Genomic DNA, 18217 nt, shown 5'->3' with positions numbered 1-18217 from the left:
AGGAGCTGATGGCGAGGGAGTGGACTTATGAATCACCAGGCAGATCATCAGACCTTGCACGCGCACCTCGCATTGCAGAATGCGGACGCCGGCTGCGCCGCGGTGATCGAGGCCCTCGCCGACGCCGCCCGCGAGCTCGCGCGGCAGATCGCCATCGCGCCGCTGTCCGGCGTCGATGAAGGCGCTGCCACCGTCAACACCGATGGCGACATCCAGAAGGCGCTCGACATCGTCGCCGACAATCTGATGCGCGACGCGCTGCGCCAGGCGCCCGTTGCCGGCATTCTCTCGGAAGAGGGTGATCGCCCCGAAACGGTCAACGAGGCTGCCCCACTTTGCGTCGCGATCGATCCGCTCGACGGCTCCTCGAACCTGCAGAACAACATCTCGGTCGGGACCATCTTCTCGATCCGGCCGCGCGGCCGCGACGTGCTCTCGAGCTTCTTCGAGCCCGGCACCGCGCAGCTCGCCGCCGGCTTCTTCGTCTACGGCCCGCAGACCTGCCTCGTGCTCGCGATCGACCATCGCGTCGACCTCTACGTGCTGCATCCGACCCTGCACGAGTTCATCCTCGCCAAGTCCGGCGTCCGCATTCCGCAGGATACGCCGGAGTTCGCGATCAACGCCTCGAACCGCCGGCACTGGAGCGGCACTGTCCGCAACTATGTGGACGAGTGCCTGTCCGGCGCCGCCGGCCCGCGCGGCCGCGATTTCAACATGCGCTGGATCGCCTCGCTGGTCGCGGAGGCCTATCGCATCCTGATGCGCGGCGGCGTGTTCCTCTATCCCGCCGATTCCCGTCCCGGCTATCGCGAGGGCCGGCTGCGGCTGGTGTATGAAGCGCATCCGATGGCGCTGATCATGGAATGGGCCGGCGGCTCGGCCTCGAGCGGCCGCGCGCGCATCCTCGAATTGTCGGCGCGCTCGCCCCACCAGCGCGCGCCGCTGATCATGGGCGACGTCCGCCTCGTGCGCGATGTCGACCAGTTGCATGAGGGCGTCGAGCCGCTGTTCGAAACCAGCGACGCGCCCCTGTTCGCCCGCCGCGGCCTGTTCCGCTGAGCGCGCGCTGCTGAGCCTCCCCGGCTCGGCGAGACGTCCGGAGAAAAATCATGTCACGTCGTCATCCGATCATCTCGATCACGGGCTCGTCCGGTGCGGGCACCACCTCGGTCAAGAAGACCTTCGAGAACATCTTCCGCCGCGAAAACGTCAAGGCCGCCTATATCGAGGGCGACGCCTTCCATCGCTACAATCGCGAGGACATGCGCCGCAAGATGGTCGAGGAGGCCGAGCGCGGCAACAAGCATTTCAGCCATTTCAGCCCCGACACCAACCTGTTTGAGGAGCTCGAAAAGACCTTTCGCGACTATTCCGAGACCGGCACCGGCACGACGCGCCACTACGTCCATGACGAGGAGGAGGCGCGGCTGTACGACGCCCGGCCCGGCACCTTCACGGAATGGACGCAACTGCCGGCGGAGTCCGATCTGCTGTTCTACGAAGGCCTGCACGGCGCCGTCGTCACCGAGAAGGTCAACATCGCGCAGCACGCCGACCTGAAGATCGGCGTCGTGCCGGTGATGAATCTCGAATGGATCCAGAAGCTGCATCGCGACCGCGCCTCGCGCGGCTACACCACCGAGGCGGTCACCGACACCATCCTGCGCCGCATGCCGGACTATGTGAACTACATCATCCCGCAGTTCTCCGAGACCGATATCAACTTCCAGCGCGTGCCGACGGTCGATACCTCCAATCCGTTCATCGCGCGCTGGATTCCGACCCCCGATGAATCGATGGTCGTGATCCGGCTGAAGAACCCGCGCGGCATCGACTTCCCGTATCTGCTGTCGATGATCCAGGGCAGCTTCATGTCGCGTGCCAATTCGATCGTGATCCATGGCTCGAAGCTCGATCTCGCCATGCAGCTCATTCTCACCCCGATGATCATGCAACTGATGGACCGAAAGAGGCGCACGCTATGACCGCCAACGCCCTGCAAAAGGCTGCCGCAAAGGCCGATCCGGCGCATGCCGAGATGGCGAACGCCATCCGCTTCCTCGCGATCGATGCCGTGGAGAAGGCGAAGTCGGGTCATCCGGGCATGCCGATGGGCATGGCCGATGTCGCCACCGTGCTGTTCTCCCGTTTCATGAAGTTCGATCCGGCCGATCCGTCCTGGCCCGATCGCGACCGCTTCGTGCTGTCGGCCGGCCACGGCTCGATGCTGCTGTATGCGCTGCTTCATCTCACCGGCTACGAGGCGGTGACGATCGACGAGATCAAGGCGTTCCGGCAATGGGGCGCCAAGACGCCGGGGCATCCCGAGTATGGCCACACGCCGGGCGTGGAGACCACGACCGGGCCGCTGGGGCAGGGGATCGCGACCGCGGTCGGCATGGCGCTCGCCGAGCGCCTGATGAACGCGCGTTACGGCGACGAACTGGTCGATCACTACACCTATGTCATCGCCGGCGACGGCTGCCTGATGGAGGGCATCAGCCACGAGGCGATCTCGCTCGCTGGCCACCTCAGGCTCAATCGGCTGATTGTTCTCTTTGACGACAACGGCATCTCGATCGACGGCTCGACCGGCCTGGCGTGTTCCGACGATCAACTCGCGCGCTTTGCGGCGTCCGGCTGGGCGACCAGCCGTATCGACGGCCATGATCCCCAGGCGATCGAAGCCGCGATCGCCGCGGCACGGCAGAGCGACCGTCCGAGCATAATCGCGTGCCGCACCACGATCGGCTTCGGCTCGCCCGGTCGGCAAGGCTCGGAAAAGGCGCATGGCGCGCCGCTCGGGCCGGAGGAGGTGGAGAAGACGCGCGCTGCGCTGCACTGGCCGCACCGGCCGTTCGAGGTCCCCGCCGACGTGCTGGTGAGCTGGCGCGAGATCGGTGCGCGTGGCCGCAGCGTGCGGCAGGCCTGGAAGGAGCGGGCGCGCAAGCTCGGCACGTCCGACCGCTCGCCTTGTCATGATGCGCTGAACAAGAAGCTGCCGGCGGCCTACACCGAGCGCATGGCGCAGTTCATCGCTCAGCTCACGGTCGAGAAGCCGAAGATCGCCACGCGCCAGGCGTCGCAGAGCGTCATCGACGTGATCGCGACCGTGCTGCCAAACCTGCTCGGCGGCTCGGCGGACCTGACCCATTCCAACCTGACCAAGGCGAAGACGCACAAGTCTGTCACACCTTCGACGATGGACGGCAACTACGTCCATTACGGCGTGCGCGAGCACGCGATGGCCGCGGCCATGAACGGAGTCGCGCTGCATGGCGGTTTCATTCCCTATGGCGGCACCTTCCTGGCGTTTGCCGACTACAACCGGCCCGCGATCCGTCTGGCCGCGCTGATGGGCATCCGCGTCATCCATGTGATGACGCACGACTCCATTGGCCTCGGCGAGGACGGCCCGACGCATCAGCCGGTCGAGCATCTGCCGAGCCTGCGCGCCATTCCCAATCTCCTGGTGTTTCGTCCGTCCGATGCGGTCGAGACCGCCGAAGCCTGGGACTGCGCGCTGCGCGCCGAGACCTCGCCGTCGGTGCTGTGCCTGTCGCGGCAGGCGCTGCCGGCCTTCCGCACGGAGGCGTCGGATCACAACAAGGTGGCGCTCGGTGCCTATGTGGTGGTCGAGCCTGAGGCGGGCCGCGACGTGACGCTGATCGCGACCGGCTCGGAGGTGGCGATCGCGCTGGAGGCGGCGAAGCTGCTGGCGGCGGAAAAGGTCCAAGCGGCCGTGGTGTCGGCACCGTGCTTCGAGCTGTTCCGCAAGCAGAGTGCGGAGTATCGCGCGGAGGTGCTCGGCAGCGCGCCGCGCATCGGCGTCGAAGCCGCCATCGAGGGCGAGTGGGCGCGCTGGCTCGGCGATGCCGGCGAGTTCGTCGGCATGCACGGCTTCGGCGCCTCGGCGCCGGCCGACGTGCTGTACCGCGAATTCGGCATCACGCCTGCGGCCGTCGCCGATGCGGCCATGCGCAACATCATCCGGGCGCGGGCGTCCTGAGCCGCACCACACACAAAACACCGAACAGGGACGGAGACCAATCATGGCGCGGATCACGCTCAGACAATTGCTGGACCATGCCGCCGAGCGCGGCTACGGCGTGCCGGCGTTCAACATCAACAACATGGAGCAGGGGCTCGCGATCATGGAGGCGGCCGCGGCCGTCGACGCCCCCGTGATCATCCAGGCCTCGCGCGGCGCGCGCTCCTATGCCGGCGATATCATGCTGTCGAAGATGATCGACGCGCTGGAGGAGATGTATCCGCAGATCCCGCTGTGCCTGCATCAGGACCACGGCAATGACGAGGCGACCTGCGCCACCGCCATCAAATACGGCTTCACCTCTGTGATGATGGACGGCTCGCTCAAGGCCGATGCCAAGACCGCCGCGGATTATGAGTACAACGTCGACATCACCCGCCGCGTCACCGACATGGCGCATTGGGTCGGCGCGTCAGTGGAGGGCGAGCTCGGCGTGCTCGGCTCGCTGGAGCATGGCGGCGGCGAGCAGGAGGACGGCCACGGTCTCGAAGGCAAGGTCAGCCGCGACCAGCTGCTGACCGATCCTGACCAGGCCGTCGACTTCGTCCGCGCCACCAAGGTCGACGCGCTGGCGATCGCGATGGGCACCTCGCACGGCGCCTACAAGTTCTCCCGCCAGCCCGACGGCGAGATCCTCGCCATGAACGTGATCGAGGAGATCCACCGCCGCTTGCCCAACACGCATCTGGTCATGCACGGCTCGTCCTCGGTGCCGCAAAGCCTCCAGGACATGTTCAACCAGTTCGGCGGCGAGATGCCCCAGACCTGGGGCGTCCCGGTCGAGGAGATCGTCCGCGGCATCCGCCATGGCGTGCGCAAGGTCAATATCGACACCGACTGCCGGCTGGCGATGACCGCGATCTTCCGCAAAGTCGGCGCGTCGTCGAAGGCCGAGTTCGATCCGCGCAAATTCCTGAAGCCGGCGATGGATTCGATGCGCGATCTCTGCCGCGAGCGCTTCGAGCAATTCGGCGCCGCCGGCAACGCATCCAGGATCAAGGTGCTGCCGCTGTCGGAGATGGCCAAGCGCTATCGCTCCGGTGCGCTCGATCCGCGAATTGGGGGAATGACCGAAGCTGCGTGACGTCCACAGCCACAACGAAAAGCCAGGAGGAACACATGAACGACCCATCGATCACGGTGCGCGGCAAGGATCGCTACAAGTCCGGCGTAATGGAATACAAGAAGATGGGCTATTGGGAGCCGTCCTATCAGCCCAAGGACACCGACGTGATCGCGCTGTTCCGCGTCACGCCGCAGGATGGCGTCGATCCGGTCGAGGCCTGCGCGGCGGTCGCTGGCGAATCCTCGACGGCGACCTGGACCGTGGTGTGGACCGACCGCCTGACCGCAGCGGAAAAGTATCGCGCCAAGTGCTATCGGGTCGAGCCGGTGCCGGGCTCGCCGGGCAGCTACTTCGCCTATATCGCCTATGATCTCGATCTGTTCGAGCCCGGCTCGATCGCCAACCTCACAGCCTCGATCATCGGCAACGTGTTCGGCTTCAAGCCGCTGAAGGCGCTGCGGCTCGAGGACATGCGACTGCCGGTGGCCTATGTGAAGACATTCCAGGGCCCGGCGACCGGCATCGTCGTCGAGCGCGAGCGCCTCGACAAGTTTGGCCGTCCGCTGCTCGGCGCCACCGTCAAGCCGAAGCTCGGTCTTTCGGGGCGCAATTACGGCCGCGTCGTCTACGAGGCGCTGAAGGGCGGCCTCGACTTCACCAAGGACGACGAGAACATCAACTCGCAACCCTTCATGCATTGGCGCGAGCGCTTCCTGTACTGCATGGAGGCCGTCAACAAGGCGCAGGCGTCGACCGGCGAGATCAAGGGTACCTATCTCAACGTCACCGCGGCGACGATGGAGGACATGTATGAGCGCGCCGAGTTCGCCAAGGAGCTCGGCTCGACGATCATCATGATCGACCTCGTGATCGGCTACACCGCCATCCAGTCGATGGCGAAATGGGCGCGCCGCAATGACATGATCCTGCATCTGCACCGCGCGGGACATTCGACCTACACGCGGCAGCGCGCGCATGGCGTCTCGTTCCGCGTCATCGCCAAATGGATGCGGCTCGCCGGCGTCGACCATATCCATGCCGGTACTGTCGTCGGCAAGCTCGAGGGCGACCCGAACGCCACGCGCGGCTATTACGACATCTGCCGCGAGGACTTCAATCCGATGCGGCTCGAGCACGGCGTATTCTTCGACCAGCACTGGGCGAGCCTCAACAAGCTGATGCCGGTCGCCTCCGGCGGCATCCATGCCGGCCAGATGCACCAATTGCTCGACCTGCTCGGCGAGGACGTCGTGCTGCAGTTCGGCGGCGGCACCATCGGCCATCCCCGCGGCATCGCGGCTGGCGCGACCGCCAACCGCGTCGCGCTGGAGGCGATGATCCTCGCCCGCAACGAGGGGCGCGACTACGTGCATGAGGGCCCGGAGATCCTGGCAAAGGCTGCGCAGACCTGCACCCCGCTGCGCGAGGCGCTGGAGATCTGGAAGGACGTCACCTTCAACTACGAATCGACTGATTCGCCGGACTTCGTGCCCACCGTCACCCCGGCTGCCTAACTCTTATTTGGAGCGCGAAGCGAGCCGGAGACCGGCTCGCTTGCATCCGTAAATCAGGAGACACCATCATGCGCGTCACCCAAGGCTGCTTTTCCTTCCTGCCCGATCTGACCGACGATCAGATCACGGCCCAGATCCAGTACTGCCTCGAGAAGAACTGGGCCGTGAACATCGAGTTCACCGACGACCCGCATCCCCGCAATACCTATTGGGAGATGTGGGGCCTGCCGATGTTCGACCTGAGCGATGCCGCCGGCATCATGCGGGAGTTGGCCGAATGCCGGAAGATCTACGGCGACCGCTACATCCGCATCTCGGCGTTCGACTCCTCGCACGGCTGGGAATCGATCCGGCTGTCCTTCATCGTCAACCGGCCGAAGAACGAGCCCGGCTTCCGGCTCGACCGCCAGGAAACCGTGGGGCGCAATCTGCGTTACTCGACGCGGTCCTACGCCGCCGAGCGCCCCGAGGGCGAGCGCTATTCGTAGCGGACGCTGCGCTGAGGTTTCCGGTGATCAAGCAGGGCAATCCGCATCAACGTACACCGTCGCGACAAACAATGCGGCACGTTAGTAACTCCGTCATGCCCGGGCTTGTCCCGGGCATCCACGTGGTTCTCAGGGTGCCGAACGACGTGGATGGCCGGGACAAGCCCGGCCATGACGACGTGGAGGCAGACGCGCGCAAAAAGCGATCGTCGTATGCGATAGTCCTAGCAGAATCAGCGGCAGGAACGTCAGCGTCGGGTCTGCCGCACTGATGACGTCCGGTTGCTAAATCCGATTTTGACGGCGTCCCCGCTTGCCGGAGTTCGCGGGGAGGGTCCGCCGCCAGCGTGCGCGAACTTCGGCCAAGCGGAGTACGAGCCCATGATGCAGGCCACGCAGGCGGATGCCAAGGAGGCGACGACGGTCGAGACGATCGACCTGCGCCGCGAATTCGAAAGCGTCGACATCGCGCCCGTGCTGGAGCAACTCGACCGAGAGCTGGTCGGCCTCGCCCCGGTGAAGACACGCATCCGCGAGATCGCCTCGCTGCTGCTGATGGAGCGCATCCGCCAGAAGATGGGCTTGGCGACGACGTTTCCGACCCTGCACATGTCGTTCACCGGCAATCCCGGCACCGGCAAGACCACGGTCGCGCTGCGCATGGCCGGCATCCTGCATCGCCTCGGCTTCGTCCGGCGCGGCCACGTCATCAGCGTCACGCGCGACGATCTCGTCGGGCAGTATATCGGCCACACCGCCCCGAAGACCAAGGAGGTGCTGAAGAAGGCGATGGGCGGTGTGCTGTTCATCGACGAGGCCTATTATCTCTACCGTCCCGAGAACGAGCGCGACTATGGCCAGGAGTCGATCGAGATCCTGCTGCAGATCATGGAGTCGCAACGCGAGGACCTGGTCGTGATCCTGGCCGGCTATTCCGACCGGATGGAGAAATTCTTCCAGAGCAATCCGGGCTTCCGCTCGCGCATCGCCCATCACATCGACTTCCCGGACTATTCGGAAGCCGAGCTGCTGACGATCGCGGAGATGATGCTGGAGGGTCAGAACTACCGCTTCTCGCCCGAGGCGCGCGTGGCGTTTGAGAAATACATTACCGTTCGGCGCACCCAGCCGCTATTCTCCAATGCGCGCTCGATCCGTAACGCGCTGGATCGCGTCCGGCTGCGCCAGGCCAACCGGCTGGTGTCGCGGCTCGATCGCGTGCTGACGCCCGATGATGTCATGTCGATCGAGGCGAGCGACGTTCTGGCGAGCCGGGTGTTCGCCAAAGCAGATGCAAAGGCAGATGTAATGTAGAGGCGGAGGCGTAGTCATGACTCTCGTGCTGGTGAAGAATTCACCATCTGACGATCTGCGGCGAAGAATCGCCGATGCGAGCGCACTGATCTTCGATGTCGACGGCACGATGGCTGAAACCGAAGAGATCCATCGGGAGGCGTTCAACGAGGCTTTCGTCGCTGTCGGCGTCGATTGGCATTGGGGGCGCAGGATCTACAAGGAACTGCTGCGTGTTGCCGGCGGCAAGGAGCGCATCCGCGCGTTCGACCAGATGCGTCGTTCCGGTCCGCCATTGAGCGACACGGTGGTCGCCCGGCTCCATCGCATCAAGACGGAAAGGTTTGCCGCCCTGATGGCCGCCAAGGGATGCGCACTGCGCCCAGGCGTTCAGGCGCTGCTCGAAGCGGCATGGAAACGCGAACAGCGCGTCGCGATCGCCACGACCACGACTCGCGTCAATATCGACGCATTGTTGGCCCCGGTGCTGGGGACGGATTGGGAAACGAAGTTCGCCGCTGTCGTCGCCGCCGATGACGTCGCGCGCAAGAAGCCGGCGCCGGATGTCTACCTGGAGGTGCTGTCTCAGCTCGATCTGCCCGCCGCGAGCTGCATCGCCATTGAGGACTCCGGTAACGGGCTGTTGGCGGCCATTCGTGCCGGCGTTCCCGTGCTCATTACACGGAGCCTCTATTTCCATGATGACACGTTCAACGGCGCACTCGGCGTGTTGGAGGACCTCGGCGAGCTGTTTGTGTCGGGCACGTGAGGCGAAAAGGCATACAAGCATTCCTCACTATGCATGACAGGAGGCGCATAGCAGCTCCTGCTACGCGTTCTATTGCCGTTCAGCCAAGAACGTGTAATCCCTTATCGACATGCTGACATGTCGAGTCGAGGTCGTTGAGTATGGCCCGCACGCAGGCCAAGGTGAAGCGAAGTGACGTCGCGCGCGCGGTCGCGATGCGCGGGCGGGTCGGGCGGCCCCCGAAGGCCTTGGCCGGCAACATCGAAGAACGGATTCTCGATGCGGCGCGTGAGGTGTTCCTCGAACGCGGTTTCGACGGCACCAGCATCGACGAGATCGCCGAGCGCGCGCCGGCCAGCAAGCCCACCATCTATGCGCGCTACGCCGGCAAGCCGGCCTTGTTTGCCGCGATCGTCGAGCGCTCCATCGAGGAGGTGATGAACCTCGGTCCCTCCTACACGCCTCCGCCGGGAACGGTGCAGGAGAAGCTGGTGGGGCTCGCGATTGCGATCGTCGACCGCGTGCTGAAACAGTCGCTCGGATTGCTGCGGGTGACGATCGGCGAGGCTTACCGCTTTCCCGATCTGAGTTGCCAGTTTCATGAGGTCTCGCGCAAGCGCGCGACGCAGCCGGTCGCGGTGCTGCTGGCCGAGACGATCGGCGTCTCGGCGGCGCCGGCCAGGCGAGGTGCGTCGAAGGCCTCGGAAGCATCGGCCGAGATCTTCATCGACCTCATCGTGCTGCCGCTGTTGATGCGCGCGCTGATGGGGGTGAAGGAGAAGACCATTCGCAAGGAGATGCCGGGCTTCGTGCGCGAGCGGGTCAAGATCTTCCTCGCACTTCACGCCAAGGCATGATGTCGCGCTTTCGGCGCGGCGCGCGCTCAGACAGCGCGCTCTGTCTGGACTGATTATCGTCGCCGCAGCGTCGGTTCGAGCGTGACCTGCTTCAGGTTCTTGCCGCACACCACGACGATGATGAAGGCGACCTTGCCGTCCTTGGTCGTGAGGCCGCCGCTGATCGCCTTGCCCGCCGCGGACCGCTCCGCGATTTTGATCGCATCGGACATCCTGAGGCTGATCGTGTCGAGGGCGGCGAGGCTGGTCCGGTCGGTCTCGTTCAGGCCTTGCACGGTCGAGAACAGGGCGGTGTTGAGCACCTTGGCCGTCGCGCCGTCGATATCGGATTCCCAGATCTGCCCGCTCTGCAGGGTCCGCACCTTGTAGACCGGCACGTCGAGCCCGCCTTCGAAGCTGATGTCGGCGGTCCTGGAGCCCGGATGAATCTTCTCGGCAATCCGCAACGCCTGGTGCAGGGATACTTCCGTCTTGCGGAACTTGTCGAGCTCGCGGTCGATCGCCTCCTGGCTCAGGGCGGGATCGGTCGAGGCTTGCGAATCGCGGCCTTCGTGATTGGTGGTCACGGCACCGACGGCCGCGTGCGCCAGCGACGTCCAGGACAGCAGAATCAAGGTGAACAGAGCGATTCGTCTCATGGCGGCCTGCTGTCTCCGATCTCAGTCGGCGCTTGTAGAGCAATCCCCGGGAGAATGTTGCAAGAAAACGAAACTGTATAGTTTTATAATTCCTCGGCCTGCGGTTGTCAAGGTCAGGGCAGCGGCGGCGACTGCGCCCAGAACCGCCCGGAGCGGGCGCTGTCGTAGCCGAGCGCATAGAGCGCGCGCATGTAGTCGGTGTCGAAGCCCACGCCCTGGCCCTCCGGGACGGATTGATCGATCGCGGTCATGTTGAAGGCCATGCCGTTGCGCCTGGCGAGCTGGTAGGTGGCGGAGAGGTAACTTTGGATCTCGCGCTTGCCCTTCATGCCCAGCGAGCGGAGGGCGATGGCCTTGGTGCTGTTCTCGACCGGCTGAAAATCGACGGAGGTCCGTCCGTTCATGATGATGTAGATGGCCGGCTTCTCGGCCAGGCGCTGAGATGCCGGCTGCATCAGCAGGCGATCCGGGAAGGTGAAGACCTGGGTCGAGACACCGCCGTCGACATGCATTTCCTCGATCGGCTTGCCGTCGGAGGACGCGGCGATCAGCGCCGGCGGAAACGCGACGGGCACGCTGGCCGAGGCGGTCAGCACCTGCCGGAACAGCTGCAGCGCTTGCGGTGATCGTGCGGAGGCGATTTCGCCCATGTTCCACAGCACGGGCCGTGCCGCGTCGAGATCGGTGGTCACGACGAACAGCCGGCGTCCTCTGGCATGCTCCCTGGCAATGGCCTCCAGCAGCTCCGGTGTCGTGTAGTGCGCGATCGCGTCGCGGAGCGGCTGTCCGTCGAAGACGGAGGAGCCGAACAGGGCGCCGAGCGCATTGGGCGACGCGGCAAACGAGCTCGCCAGCCCGCTGGTGTACATCTCCTTCAACGTCGGATCATAGGCGGGCCCGAGAAAGGCAAACGGAGCAATCAACGCGCCGGTGCTGACGCCGGAGACCACGGTGAACTCCGGACGCGCGCCGCTCTCGCTCCAGCCGTTGAGAATGCCGGCCCCGAACGCGCCATCGCCGCCGCCGCCGGACAGCGCGAGATAGGCGAACGGCTTGCCGGGTTGCGGTCGCGGCCTGAACGCCGGACTGTCGAAGCTCTCGGGCGGTGCGTCGGCCCACATCCGGACGGTCTGGAAGCCGTCGATCCGCGCGCGTTTCGCATCGTCGGCCGAATAGGCCGCGCGCTGCACCGCGGCGCAGCCGCCGAGCAGCAGAACCACGCTGCACATGCCGATCAGGCGACCCATAAAGGAGGCACGCAACAACGCCCATCACTCCTGCTTATAAACGAAACCGTATAGTATTGTTATTGCCGATTGATCAAGGTTTCGTCGGTCGTGTCGACCTGCGCCGATCACGATTGCGGGAGCTGGAGTAGGAACCTCTGCGGCAAGTCTTGCCGACACCGTCTTTCCGTACGTTGCGCATGAGGCGCGCAGCGGCAGGCATGACCGGCTATGATTTTTTTCCATTTCCGATAGGTTGTCGCGGTTTCAACCCAGCGGCCGATACTGCCGCGCCAGCGTCTTGCGATGTCGTGCGGTGTCGTGATGGCCGCGTGACCGGACGCCACCACAGGAGCATCAATGATCAAGCGCCGAGCCATTCTCACGATTCCTCTCGCCGTCGCTGCGCTGCTTGCGACGCTCGGCGGCGGTGCGCAGGCGGCGCAGTGCGGCTCGTCGCCGGCCGGCTTCGAGGCCTGGAAGCGCGAGTTCAGCGAGGAGGCGCGGGCCAAGGGCGTCGGCGGCACCGCGATCGCGGCGCTGATGCAGACCAACTACGCGTCCGCCACCATCGCGGCCGATCGCGGCCAGCGCAGCTTCCAGCTCTCGCTCGATCAGTTCCTCGCCAAGCGCGGCGCGCCGGCGATCGTCGCGCGCGGCCGGCAGCTGAAGCAGTCGCAGGCGGCGATGTTCGCCTCGATCGAGCAGCGCTACGGCGTGCCGCCCGGACCCTTGATCGCGATCTGGGGCATGGAGAGCGCGTTCGGCAGCCAGCGCGGCAACCAGCACATGCTGTCGTCGATCGCGACGCTCGCCTATGACTGCCGCCGTCCGGAATTCTTCACCGAGCAGCTCTATGCCGCGCTGAAGCTGATCGATCGCGGCGTGCTCTCGGGCAACACCCGCGGCTCGATGCATGGCGAGGTCGGGCAGACCCAGTTCATGCCGAAGAACATTTTGGCTTACGGCGTCGGCAATCTCGACGTTGCGGCCAATGCGCTGGCTTCGACCGCCAACTTCCTGCGCGCCAATGGCTGGAAGGCGGGCGCCGGCTATCAGCCGGGCGAGCCGAACTTCGCCGCCATCGAAGCCTGGAACGCCGCCGGTGTCTACCAGAAGGCCATCGCCCTGATGGGCCGCCAGATCGACGGCGGCGGCTCTGCCGCGGAGCGGTGAGGCGCTGCGGCTTGTGGATTGATCGGTGAAGCCGGGGGCAGGGGGTGGACTGAAGCAACCCCTGCCGTCAGGCTGGCTTCTCCGGTTACCGCTAACGGCGCCCTCATGAGCGAACATCAGTACTACGAGTTTCTGGCCATCGACCGCTTTCTCGATGCCGCGGCACGCGAGAAGCTGCGCGCCATCTCGTCGCGGGCTCGCATCACCGCGACGAGCTTCACCAATCACTACGAGTGGGGCGATCTCAAAGCCGATCCGCGCGACATGATGCGGCGCTGGTTCGACCTGCACGTCTACGTCGCCAGTTTCAACGCCCGGCGCTTCATGATCCGCCTGCCCAGAACGGCGCTGGAGCCGTCGGATGCCGCTCCGTTCCTGGGGAAGCTCGATTGCGTCGACATCGCCATATCCGGCGACGACGTCATCGTCGACATCAACCTCTATGATTTCGAATCCGACGACTATGCGGATGATGGATCGAAGTGGATGGCGGCGCTCGCGCCGCTTCGCACCGATCTTATCGATGGCGATCTCAGGCTGTTCTATCTGCTCTGGCTGGTGGCCGTTCAGGCCGAGCTCGTGCCCGGCGATGCGCTGGAGCCGCTGCCCGGGATCGGTCCGATGACCGGAGCGCTGGACAGCCTCGCCGATTTTCTGCTGCTCGACCCTGACCTGGTGCAGGCCGCGGCCGAGCGGCAGGGGGCTGCCGTCAAGCCATCAGAGGCTGAGCTGCGTGGGGCGATCGAGGCGTTGCCGAACGCGGAGAAGGTCGACTTGTTGCTGCGCGTTGTCGAGGGCGACGGCGGCGTCACGGCCGAACTGCGGCGCCGTTTCCGAACTCGCGTTGCACGGTCCGATGGACAGCGCTCGGCTGCTTCGCTGCTGGCGCGCGCCGGCGAGATTGCCGCCGCCCGCGAGGCGGCCGAGGCCGCTGCTGCGGAGGCCAAGCGCAGGCGCCGGATGCAGCAGGAGAAGAGAGAACGTCAGGCCAGGTTGAAGACGCTGGAGAGCCGCGGCGACGCCGTCTGGAAGCAGGTCGAGACCGAGATCGAGCGCCGCACCCCATCCGGCTATGATGCGGCCGCGGCGCTGCTTTCCGATCTGCGCGCGCTCGCGCATCAAAAGAAGCAGATGGCCACGTTCGATCGGCACCTCGCCGCCATCCGCATCAGGCACGACAGCAAGCGGAAATTCATCGAGCGTCTCGATGCGCTCAAACGGCAACCGCTGACCTAGACGACCGTTTCCGAAGTCCTGGCACAACGATCATGGTACCCCGGCTGTCATCGTCCGCGAAAGCGGACGATCCAGTGCGCCGTGGCGCATCGGTGAATCTCTTCCGCCGCGGAGTACTGGATGTCCGCGTTCGCATAGCATGACGGCGGTGCAGACGGCGAGAACTCGAGACGGAAACGACCGGTTCTAAGGAAACGCTCGTCTAGAAATGAATGAAGGCGGCGTTTCGATGAAACGCCGCCTCCGCTGCAGTCAGTCCGAAAGAGCCGACCTCACGCCTTCAGATCGAACCGGTCGAGGTTCATCACCTTGGTCCAGGCGGCGACGAAGTCCTTGACGAACTTCTGCTTGGCATCCGAGCTGGCATAGACCTCGGCGAGCGCGCGCAGCTGCGAGTGCGAGCCGAAGATCAGGTCGGCGCGGGTCGCGGTCCACTTCACGGCGCCGGACTTGCGGTCGCGGCCCTCGAAGGTGTGCTCGCCCTGATCGACCGGGGCCCAGGCGACGCCCATGTCGAGCAGGTTGACGAAGAAGTCGTTCGAGAGGACTTCCGTCTGCGCCGTGAACACGCCGTGCTTGGCGCCATTGGCATTGGCGCCGAGCACGCGCAGGCCGCCGACCAGCACGGTCATCTCCGGTGCCGTCAGGGTCAGCAGCTGAGCCTTGTCGACCAGCAGCTCCTCGCCCGACAGCCACTGCTTGCCGGTGAGATAGTTGCGGAAGCCGTCATGGGTCGGCTCGAGCACCGCGAACGACTCGACGTCGGTCTGCTCCTGCGAGGCGTCGGTGCGGCCCGGCGCGAACGGCACCGTCACCTCGACGCCGGCCTTCTTGGCCGCAGCCTCGACGCCGGCATTGCCGGCCAGCACGATCAGGTCGGCGAGCGAGATCTTCTTGCCGCCGGTGGCCGATGCGTTGAACTCCTTCTGGATGGCTTCGAGCTTGCCGAGCACCTTGGAGAGTTCGGCCGGGTTGTTGACCGCCCAGTCCTTCTGCGGAGCGAGGCGAATGCGGGCACCATTGGCGCCGCCACGCTTGTCCGAGCCGCGGAAGGTCGAGGCCGATGCCCAGGCGGTCGAGACCAGCTGCGACACCGACAGGCCCGACGCCAGGATCTTTGCCTTGAGATCGGCGACGTCCTTGTCGTCGACGACGGGGTGATCGAGCGCCGGAATCGGATCCTGCCAGATCAGGTCCTCCTTCGGCACCAGCGGGCCGAGGTAGCGCACCTTCGGGCCCATGTCGCGATGGGTCAGCTTGAACCAGGCGCGGGCGAACGCGTCGGCGAACTGATCGGGGTTCTCCAGGAAGCGCCGCGAGATCTTCTCGTACTCGGGATCGAAGCGCAGGGCGAGGTCGGTGGTCAGCATCGACGGCGCGTGGCGCTTGGACTTGTCATGCGCGTCCGGCACTGTGTTGGCGCCGGCGCCGCCCTTCGGCGTCCACTGATGCGCGCCGGCCGGGCTCTTGGTCAGCTCCCACTCATAGCCGAACAGGTTCCAGAAGAAGTTGTTGCTCCACTTGGTCGGCGACGACGTCCAGATCACCTCGAGGCCGGAGGTGATGGTGTCGCCGGCCTTGCCCGAGCCGTACTTGCTGGCCCAGCCGAGACCCATCTGCGCGATATCAGCGCCTTCCGGCTCCGGACCGACCAGCGACGCATCACCGGCGCCGTGGGTCTTGCCGAAGGTGTGACCGCCGGCGATCAGCGCGACCGTTTCCTCGTCGTTCATCGCCATGCGGCCGAACGTTTCGCGGATATCGCGCGCGGCCGCGACCGGGTCGGGGTTGCCGTTCGGGCCTTCCGGATTGACGTAGATCAGGCCCATCTGGACGGCGCCGAGGGAGCCTGCGAGCTCGCGATCGCCGCTGTAGCGCTCGTCGGCGAGCCACTTGCCCTCGGGACCCCAATAGATGTCCTGCTCCGGCTCCCAGGTGTCGGCGCGGCCGCCGCCGAAGCCGAAGGTCTTGAAGCCCATCGATTCCAGCGCGACGTTGCCGGTGAGCACGAACAAATCGGCCCAGGAGAGTTTCTGGCCGTACTTCTGCTTGATCGGCCACAACAGGCGGCGGGCCTTGTCGAGGTTGGCGTTGTCAGGCCAGCTGTTCAGCGGCGCGAAACGCTGCTGACCGGTGCCGGCGCCGCCGCGGCCGTCGCCGATGCGGTAGGTGCCGGCGGCATGCCAGGCCATGCGGATGAAGAACGGACCATAGTGACCGAAATCGGCCGGCCACCAGTCCTGCGAATCCGTCATCAGCGCGGTCAGGTCCTTGACCACCGCGTCGAGATCGAGGCTCTTGAATTCCTTGGAATAATCGAACGCCTCGCCGAGCGGATCGGAGAGGTTCGAATGCTGATGCAGTACCGACAGATCGAGCTGGTTCGGCCACCAGTCCTTGTTCTTGAATCCCTTCAAGCCGCCCGAAAACGGGCACTTGCTGACGTCATCCATGTTTGCCTCCTGACCTGAACGGCATTGTTCCCCCTGGGGTGGGTGGCGGGACCCTACGCGGCTGCCTCGATCAGGGGAAATTGAGTTTGGTGATTGCAGCGATAAGATTATCTGATGAATATGGTGTGACGGCGCCCAAACGCAGAGTGACATTGTGCGTTATCGATACATCCTGAGATTGTGGCCCGGCCAAATTGACTTCAGGTCGATGAATAATAAGATAATCTGATGATCCATCTGACGATGCGGCAGCTTCGCTATTTCGATGCGCTGGCGCGTCTCGGCCATTTCGGCCGCGCCGCGGAAGCCTGCGCGATCTCGCAGCCGGCGCTGTCGATGCAGATCAAGGAAATGGAGGACGCGCTCGGCGGCGTTCTCCTCGAACGCAATGCGCGTCAGGTGGTGCTGACGCGTTTCGGTGAGCAACTCGCGGCGCGCGTCCGCGAGATCCTGCGCTCGGTCGACGAGCTCGGCGATTTCGCCCGCGCCTCGCGCGACAAGCTCACCGGACGATTGCGGCTCGGCATGATCCCGACGGTCGCACCCTATCTTCTCCCGAAAGTGATCGGCGACCTCACGCGAAAACATCCCGAGATCGACATCCATGTCCGCGAATCCAAGACGCCGAAGCTGATCGAGGAACTGGTCGAGGGCCGGCTCGATGCGGCCATCGTCGCGCTACCGGTCTCGGAACCGTCGCTGACCGAGGTCGCGCTATTCTCGGAGAATTTCCTGCTGGTGCGCCCGCCCGAATATGAAGGCGCCCCGGTGCCGAGCAGCGAAAGCCTGCGCGAGATGCGGCTGTTGCTGCTGGAGGAGGGGCATTGCTTCCGCGACCAGGCGCTGTCGTTCTGCAACATGCAGGCGCCGCGCGAGATGCTCGATGCGTCCTCGCTGTCGACGTTGGTGCAGATGGTCGGCGCCGGCATGGGGGTGACGCTCATTCCGGAGATGGCCGTCGGCGTCGAGACGCGCTCGGCCGCGGTGTCGCTGGCGCGCTTCGCCGAGCCGCAGCCCCAGCGCAGCATCGGCATGGTCTGGCGCAAGACCAGCCCGCTCGCTAAGCAGCTGATGCAGATCTCCGAGATCGTCGGCGGCGCGGCGGAGAGCCTGCGCAAGCAGGCGGCGTCGGGGCAGGGACGAAAGCGGCGCGGCTGAGCAACTGGGAAGCCGGGCCGAACTCGATCATCCCATCCCGGTCGTGTTTCAAGCTCCCGCCGCGCTGACGGTGAGCTCCCCTCCCCCTTGTGGGGAGGGGTTGGGGGTGGGGGTCCACGAAACGTGCTCTCCGTGATGAGAACCCAAATCGTCAGCACTCGCCTAATCCGTTCTGCATCTGCAGAACGGATTTTGCACATCATGACGTTCAGCGCCCGGAGACCCCCACCCCCTGAGCAACCGGGGACATAGGTGACAGATCTGACCGACGACATAGTTGACACAATTCTCGTTTTGTTCAGATCTTCAA

The 18217-nt window shown here is 65.1% G+C and carries 15 protein-coding genes; 12 read left to right on the top strand and 3 right to left on the bottom strand.

Annotation, left to right across the window (positions count from 1 at the left end; all coding sequences use genetic code 11):
* Positions 1-27 precede the first annotated feature (27 nt).
* The 9 genes from ACQR1Y_RS17275 (at position 28) to ACQR1Y_RS17235 (ending at position 10020) form a co-directional block, all read left to right on the top strand.
* Positions 28-1062: a class 1 fructose-bisphosphatase gene (locus ACQR1Y_RS17275; RefSeq protein ID WP_434877484.1), complete on the top strand. Its 1035-nt coding sequence runs from the start codon at positions 28-30 to the stop codon at positions 1060-1062.
* 50 nt (positions 1063-1112) lie between these two features.
* A complete protein-coding gene (locus tag ACQR1Y_RS17270; protein WP_434877483.1) occupies positions 1113-1988 on the top strand; it encodes a phosphoribulokinase in 876 nt (291 codons plus the stop codon).
* Entirely contained in the window at positions 1985-4012 is a 2028-nt protein-coding gene (tkt, locus tag ACQR1Y_RS17265; protein ID WP_434877482.1) for a transketolase, read from the top strand. Before ACQR1Y_RS17270 ends, tkt begins: the two co-directional genes overlap by 4 nt.
* Before the next feature lie 43 nt (positions 4013-4055).
* Positions 4056-5138 carry a class II fructose-bisphosphate aldolase gene (gene fba / locus ACQR1Y_RS17260; protein WP_434856009.1) on the top strand — a complete coding sequence of 361 codons (1083 nt, stop codon included), beginning with the start codon at positions 4056-4058 and terminating at the stop codon, positions 5136-5138.
* Between the two features lie 35 nt (positions 5139-5173).
* Positions 5174-6634 (top strand): form I ribulose bisphosphate carboxylase large subunit, encoded by a 1461-nt coding sequence (locus ACQR1Y_RS17255; RefSeq protein ID WP_434877481.1) that lies wholly within the window; start codon positions 5174-5176, stop codon positions 6632-6634.
* 68 nt (positions 6635-6702) lie between these two features.
* The gene (locus ACQR1Y_RS17250) at positions 6703-7122 is read left to right on the top strand and encodes a ribulose bisphosphate carboxylase small subunit (RefSeq protein ID WP_434877480.1); all 420 of its coding nucleotides are present in this window, start codon (positions 6703-6705) and stop codon (positions 7120-7122) included.
* Between the two features lie 384 nt (positions 7123-7506).
* Complete coding sequence (cbbX, locus tag ACQR1Y_RS17245) at positions 7507-8436, top strand: CbbX protein (RefSeq protein ID WP_434877643.1); 930 nt, start codon at positions 7507-7509, stop codon at positions 8434-8436.
* 16 nt (positions 8437-8452) lie between these two features.
* Positions 8453-9184, top strand: coding sequence for an HAD-IA family hydrolase (locus ACQR1Y_RS17240; RefSeq protein WP_434877479.1), 732 nt, complete (start codon positions 8453-8455; stop codon positions 9182-9184).
* Positions 9185-9324: 140 nt separating this feature from the next.
* Entirely contained in the window at positions 9325-10020 is a 696-nt protein-coding gene (locus ACQR1Y_RS17235) for a TetR/AcrR family transcriptional regulator (protein WP_434877642.1), read from the top strand.
* Positions 10021-10073: 53 nt separating this feature from the next.
* On the opposite strand, the gene ACQR1Y_RS17230 is transcribed toward ACQR1Y_RS17235, so the two are convergent.
* Together ACQR1Y_RS17230 and ACQR1Y_RS17225 are read right to left on the bottom strand one after the other, a co-directional pair.
* Entirely contained in the window at positions 10074-10658 is a 585-nt protein-coding gene (locus tag ACQR1Y_RS17230) for a PepSY domain-containing protein (RefSeq protein WP_434877478.1), read from the bottom strand.
* A gap of 113 nt (positions 10659-10771) precedes the next feature.
* Entirely contained in the window at positions 10772-11920 is a 1149-nt protein-coding gene (locus tag ACQR1Y_RS17225; RefSeq protein WP_434877477.1) for a patatin-like phospholipase family protein, read from the bottom strand.
* A gap of 324 nt (positions 11921-12244) precedes the next feature.
* On the opposite strand from ACQR1Y_RS17225, the gene ACQR1Y_RS17220 reads away from it, so the two are divergent.
* A complete protein-coding gene (locus ACQR1Y_RS17220) occupies positions 12245-13060 on the top strand; it encodes a lytic murein transglycosylase (protein ID WP_434856003.1) in 816 nt (271 codons plus the stop codon).
* Between the two features lie 18 nt (positions 13061-13078).
* The gene (locus tag ACQR1Y_RS17215) at positions 13079-14296 is read left to right on the top strand and encodes a hypothetical protein (protein WP_434877476.1); all 1218 of its coding nucleotides are present in this window, start codon (positions 13079-13081) and stop codon (positions 14294-14296) included.
* A gap of 272 nt (positions 14297-14568) precedes the next feature.
* On the opposite strand, the gene katG is transcribed toward ACQR1Y_RS17215, so the two are convergent.
* Positions 14569-16749: a catalase/peroxidase HPI gene (gene katG, locus ACQR1Y_RS17210; RefSeq protein WP_434877475.1), complete on the bottom strand. Its 2181-nt coding sequence runs from the start codon at positions 16747-16749 to the stop codon at positions 14569-14571.
* Between the two features lie 228 nt (positions 16750-16977).
* Between katG and ACQR1Y_RS17205 the strand changes: the two genes are divergently transcribed.
* Positions 16978-17907: a LysR substrate-binding domain-containing protein gene (locus tag ACQR1Y_RS17205; RefSeq protein ID WP_434856000.1), complete on the top strand. Its 930-nt coding sequence runs from the start codon at positions 16978-16980 to the stop codon at positions 17905-17907.
* Positions 17908-18217: the final 310 nt, after the last annotated feature.

The organism is Bradyrhizobium sp. HKCCYLRH3099, assembly GCF_051167855.1.
In the GTDB taxonomy this organism is placed as follows: domain Bacteria; phylum Pseudomonadota; class Alphaproteobacteria; order Rhizobiales; family Xanthobacteraceae; genus Bradyrhizobium.
Note: the sequence above shows the minus strand (reverse complement) of the source record. Positions and strands in the feature narration are given on the sequence as shown.

Coding starts and splice junctions, on each gene's coding strand:
- ACQR1Y_RS17275 (WP_434877484.1), top strand. CDS start 28: ATGAATCACCAGGCAGATCATCAGACCTTGCACGCGCACCTCGCATTG.
- ACQR1Y_RS17270 (WP_434877483.1), top strand. CDS start 1,113: ATGTCACGTCGTCATCCGATCATCTCGATCACGGGCTCGTCCGGTGCG.
- tkt (WP_434877482.1), top strand. CDS start 1,985: ATGACCGCCAACGCCCTGCAAAAGGCTGCCGCAAAGGCCGATCCGGCG.
- fba (WP_434856009.1), top strand. CDS start 4,056: ATGGCGCGGATCACGCTCAGACAATTGCTGGACCATGCCGCCGAGCGC.
- ACQR1Y_RS17255 (WP_434877481.1), top strand. CDS start 5,174: ATGAACGACCCATCGATCACGGTGCGCGGCAAGGATCGCTACAAGTCC.
- ACQR1Y_RS17250 (WP_434877480.1), top strand. CDS start 6,703: ATGCGCGTCACCCAAGGCTGCTTTTCCTTCCTGCCCGATCTGACCGAC.
- cbbX (WP_434877643.1), top strand. CDS start 7,507: ATGCAGGCCACGCAGGCGGATGCCAAGGAGGCGACGACGGTCGAGACG.
- ACQR1Y_RS17240 (WP_434877479.1), top strand. CDS start 8,453: ATGACTCTCGTGCTGGTGAAGAATTCACCATCTGACGATCTGCGGCGA.
- ACQR1Y_RS17235 (WP_434877642.1), top strand. CDS start 9,325: ATGGCCCGCACGCAGGCCAAGGTGAAGCGAAGTGACGTCGCGCGCGCG.
- ACQR1Y_RS17230 (WP_434877478.1), bottom strand. CDS start 10,658: ATGAGACGAATCGCTCTGTTCACCTTGATTCTGCTGTCCTGGACGTCG.
- ACQR1Y_RS17220 (WP_434856003.1), top strand. CDS start 12,245: ATGATCAAGCGCCGAGCCATTCTCACGATTCCTCTCGCCGTCGCTGCG.
- katG (WP_434877475.1), bottom strand. CDS start 16,749: ATGGATGACGTCAGCAAGTGCCCGTTTTCGGGCGGCTTGAAGGGATTC.
- ACQR1Y_RS17205 (WP_434856000.1), top strand. CDS start 16,978: ATGATCCATCTGACGATGCGGCAGCTTCGCTATTTCGATGCGCTGGCG.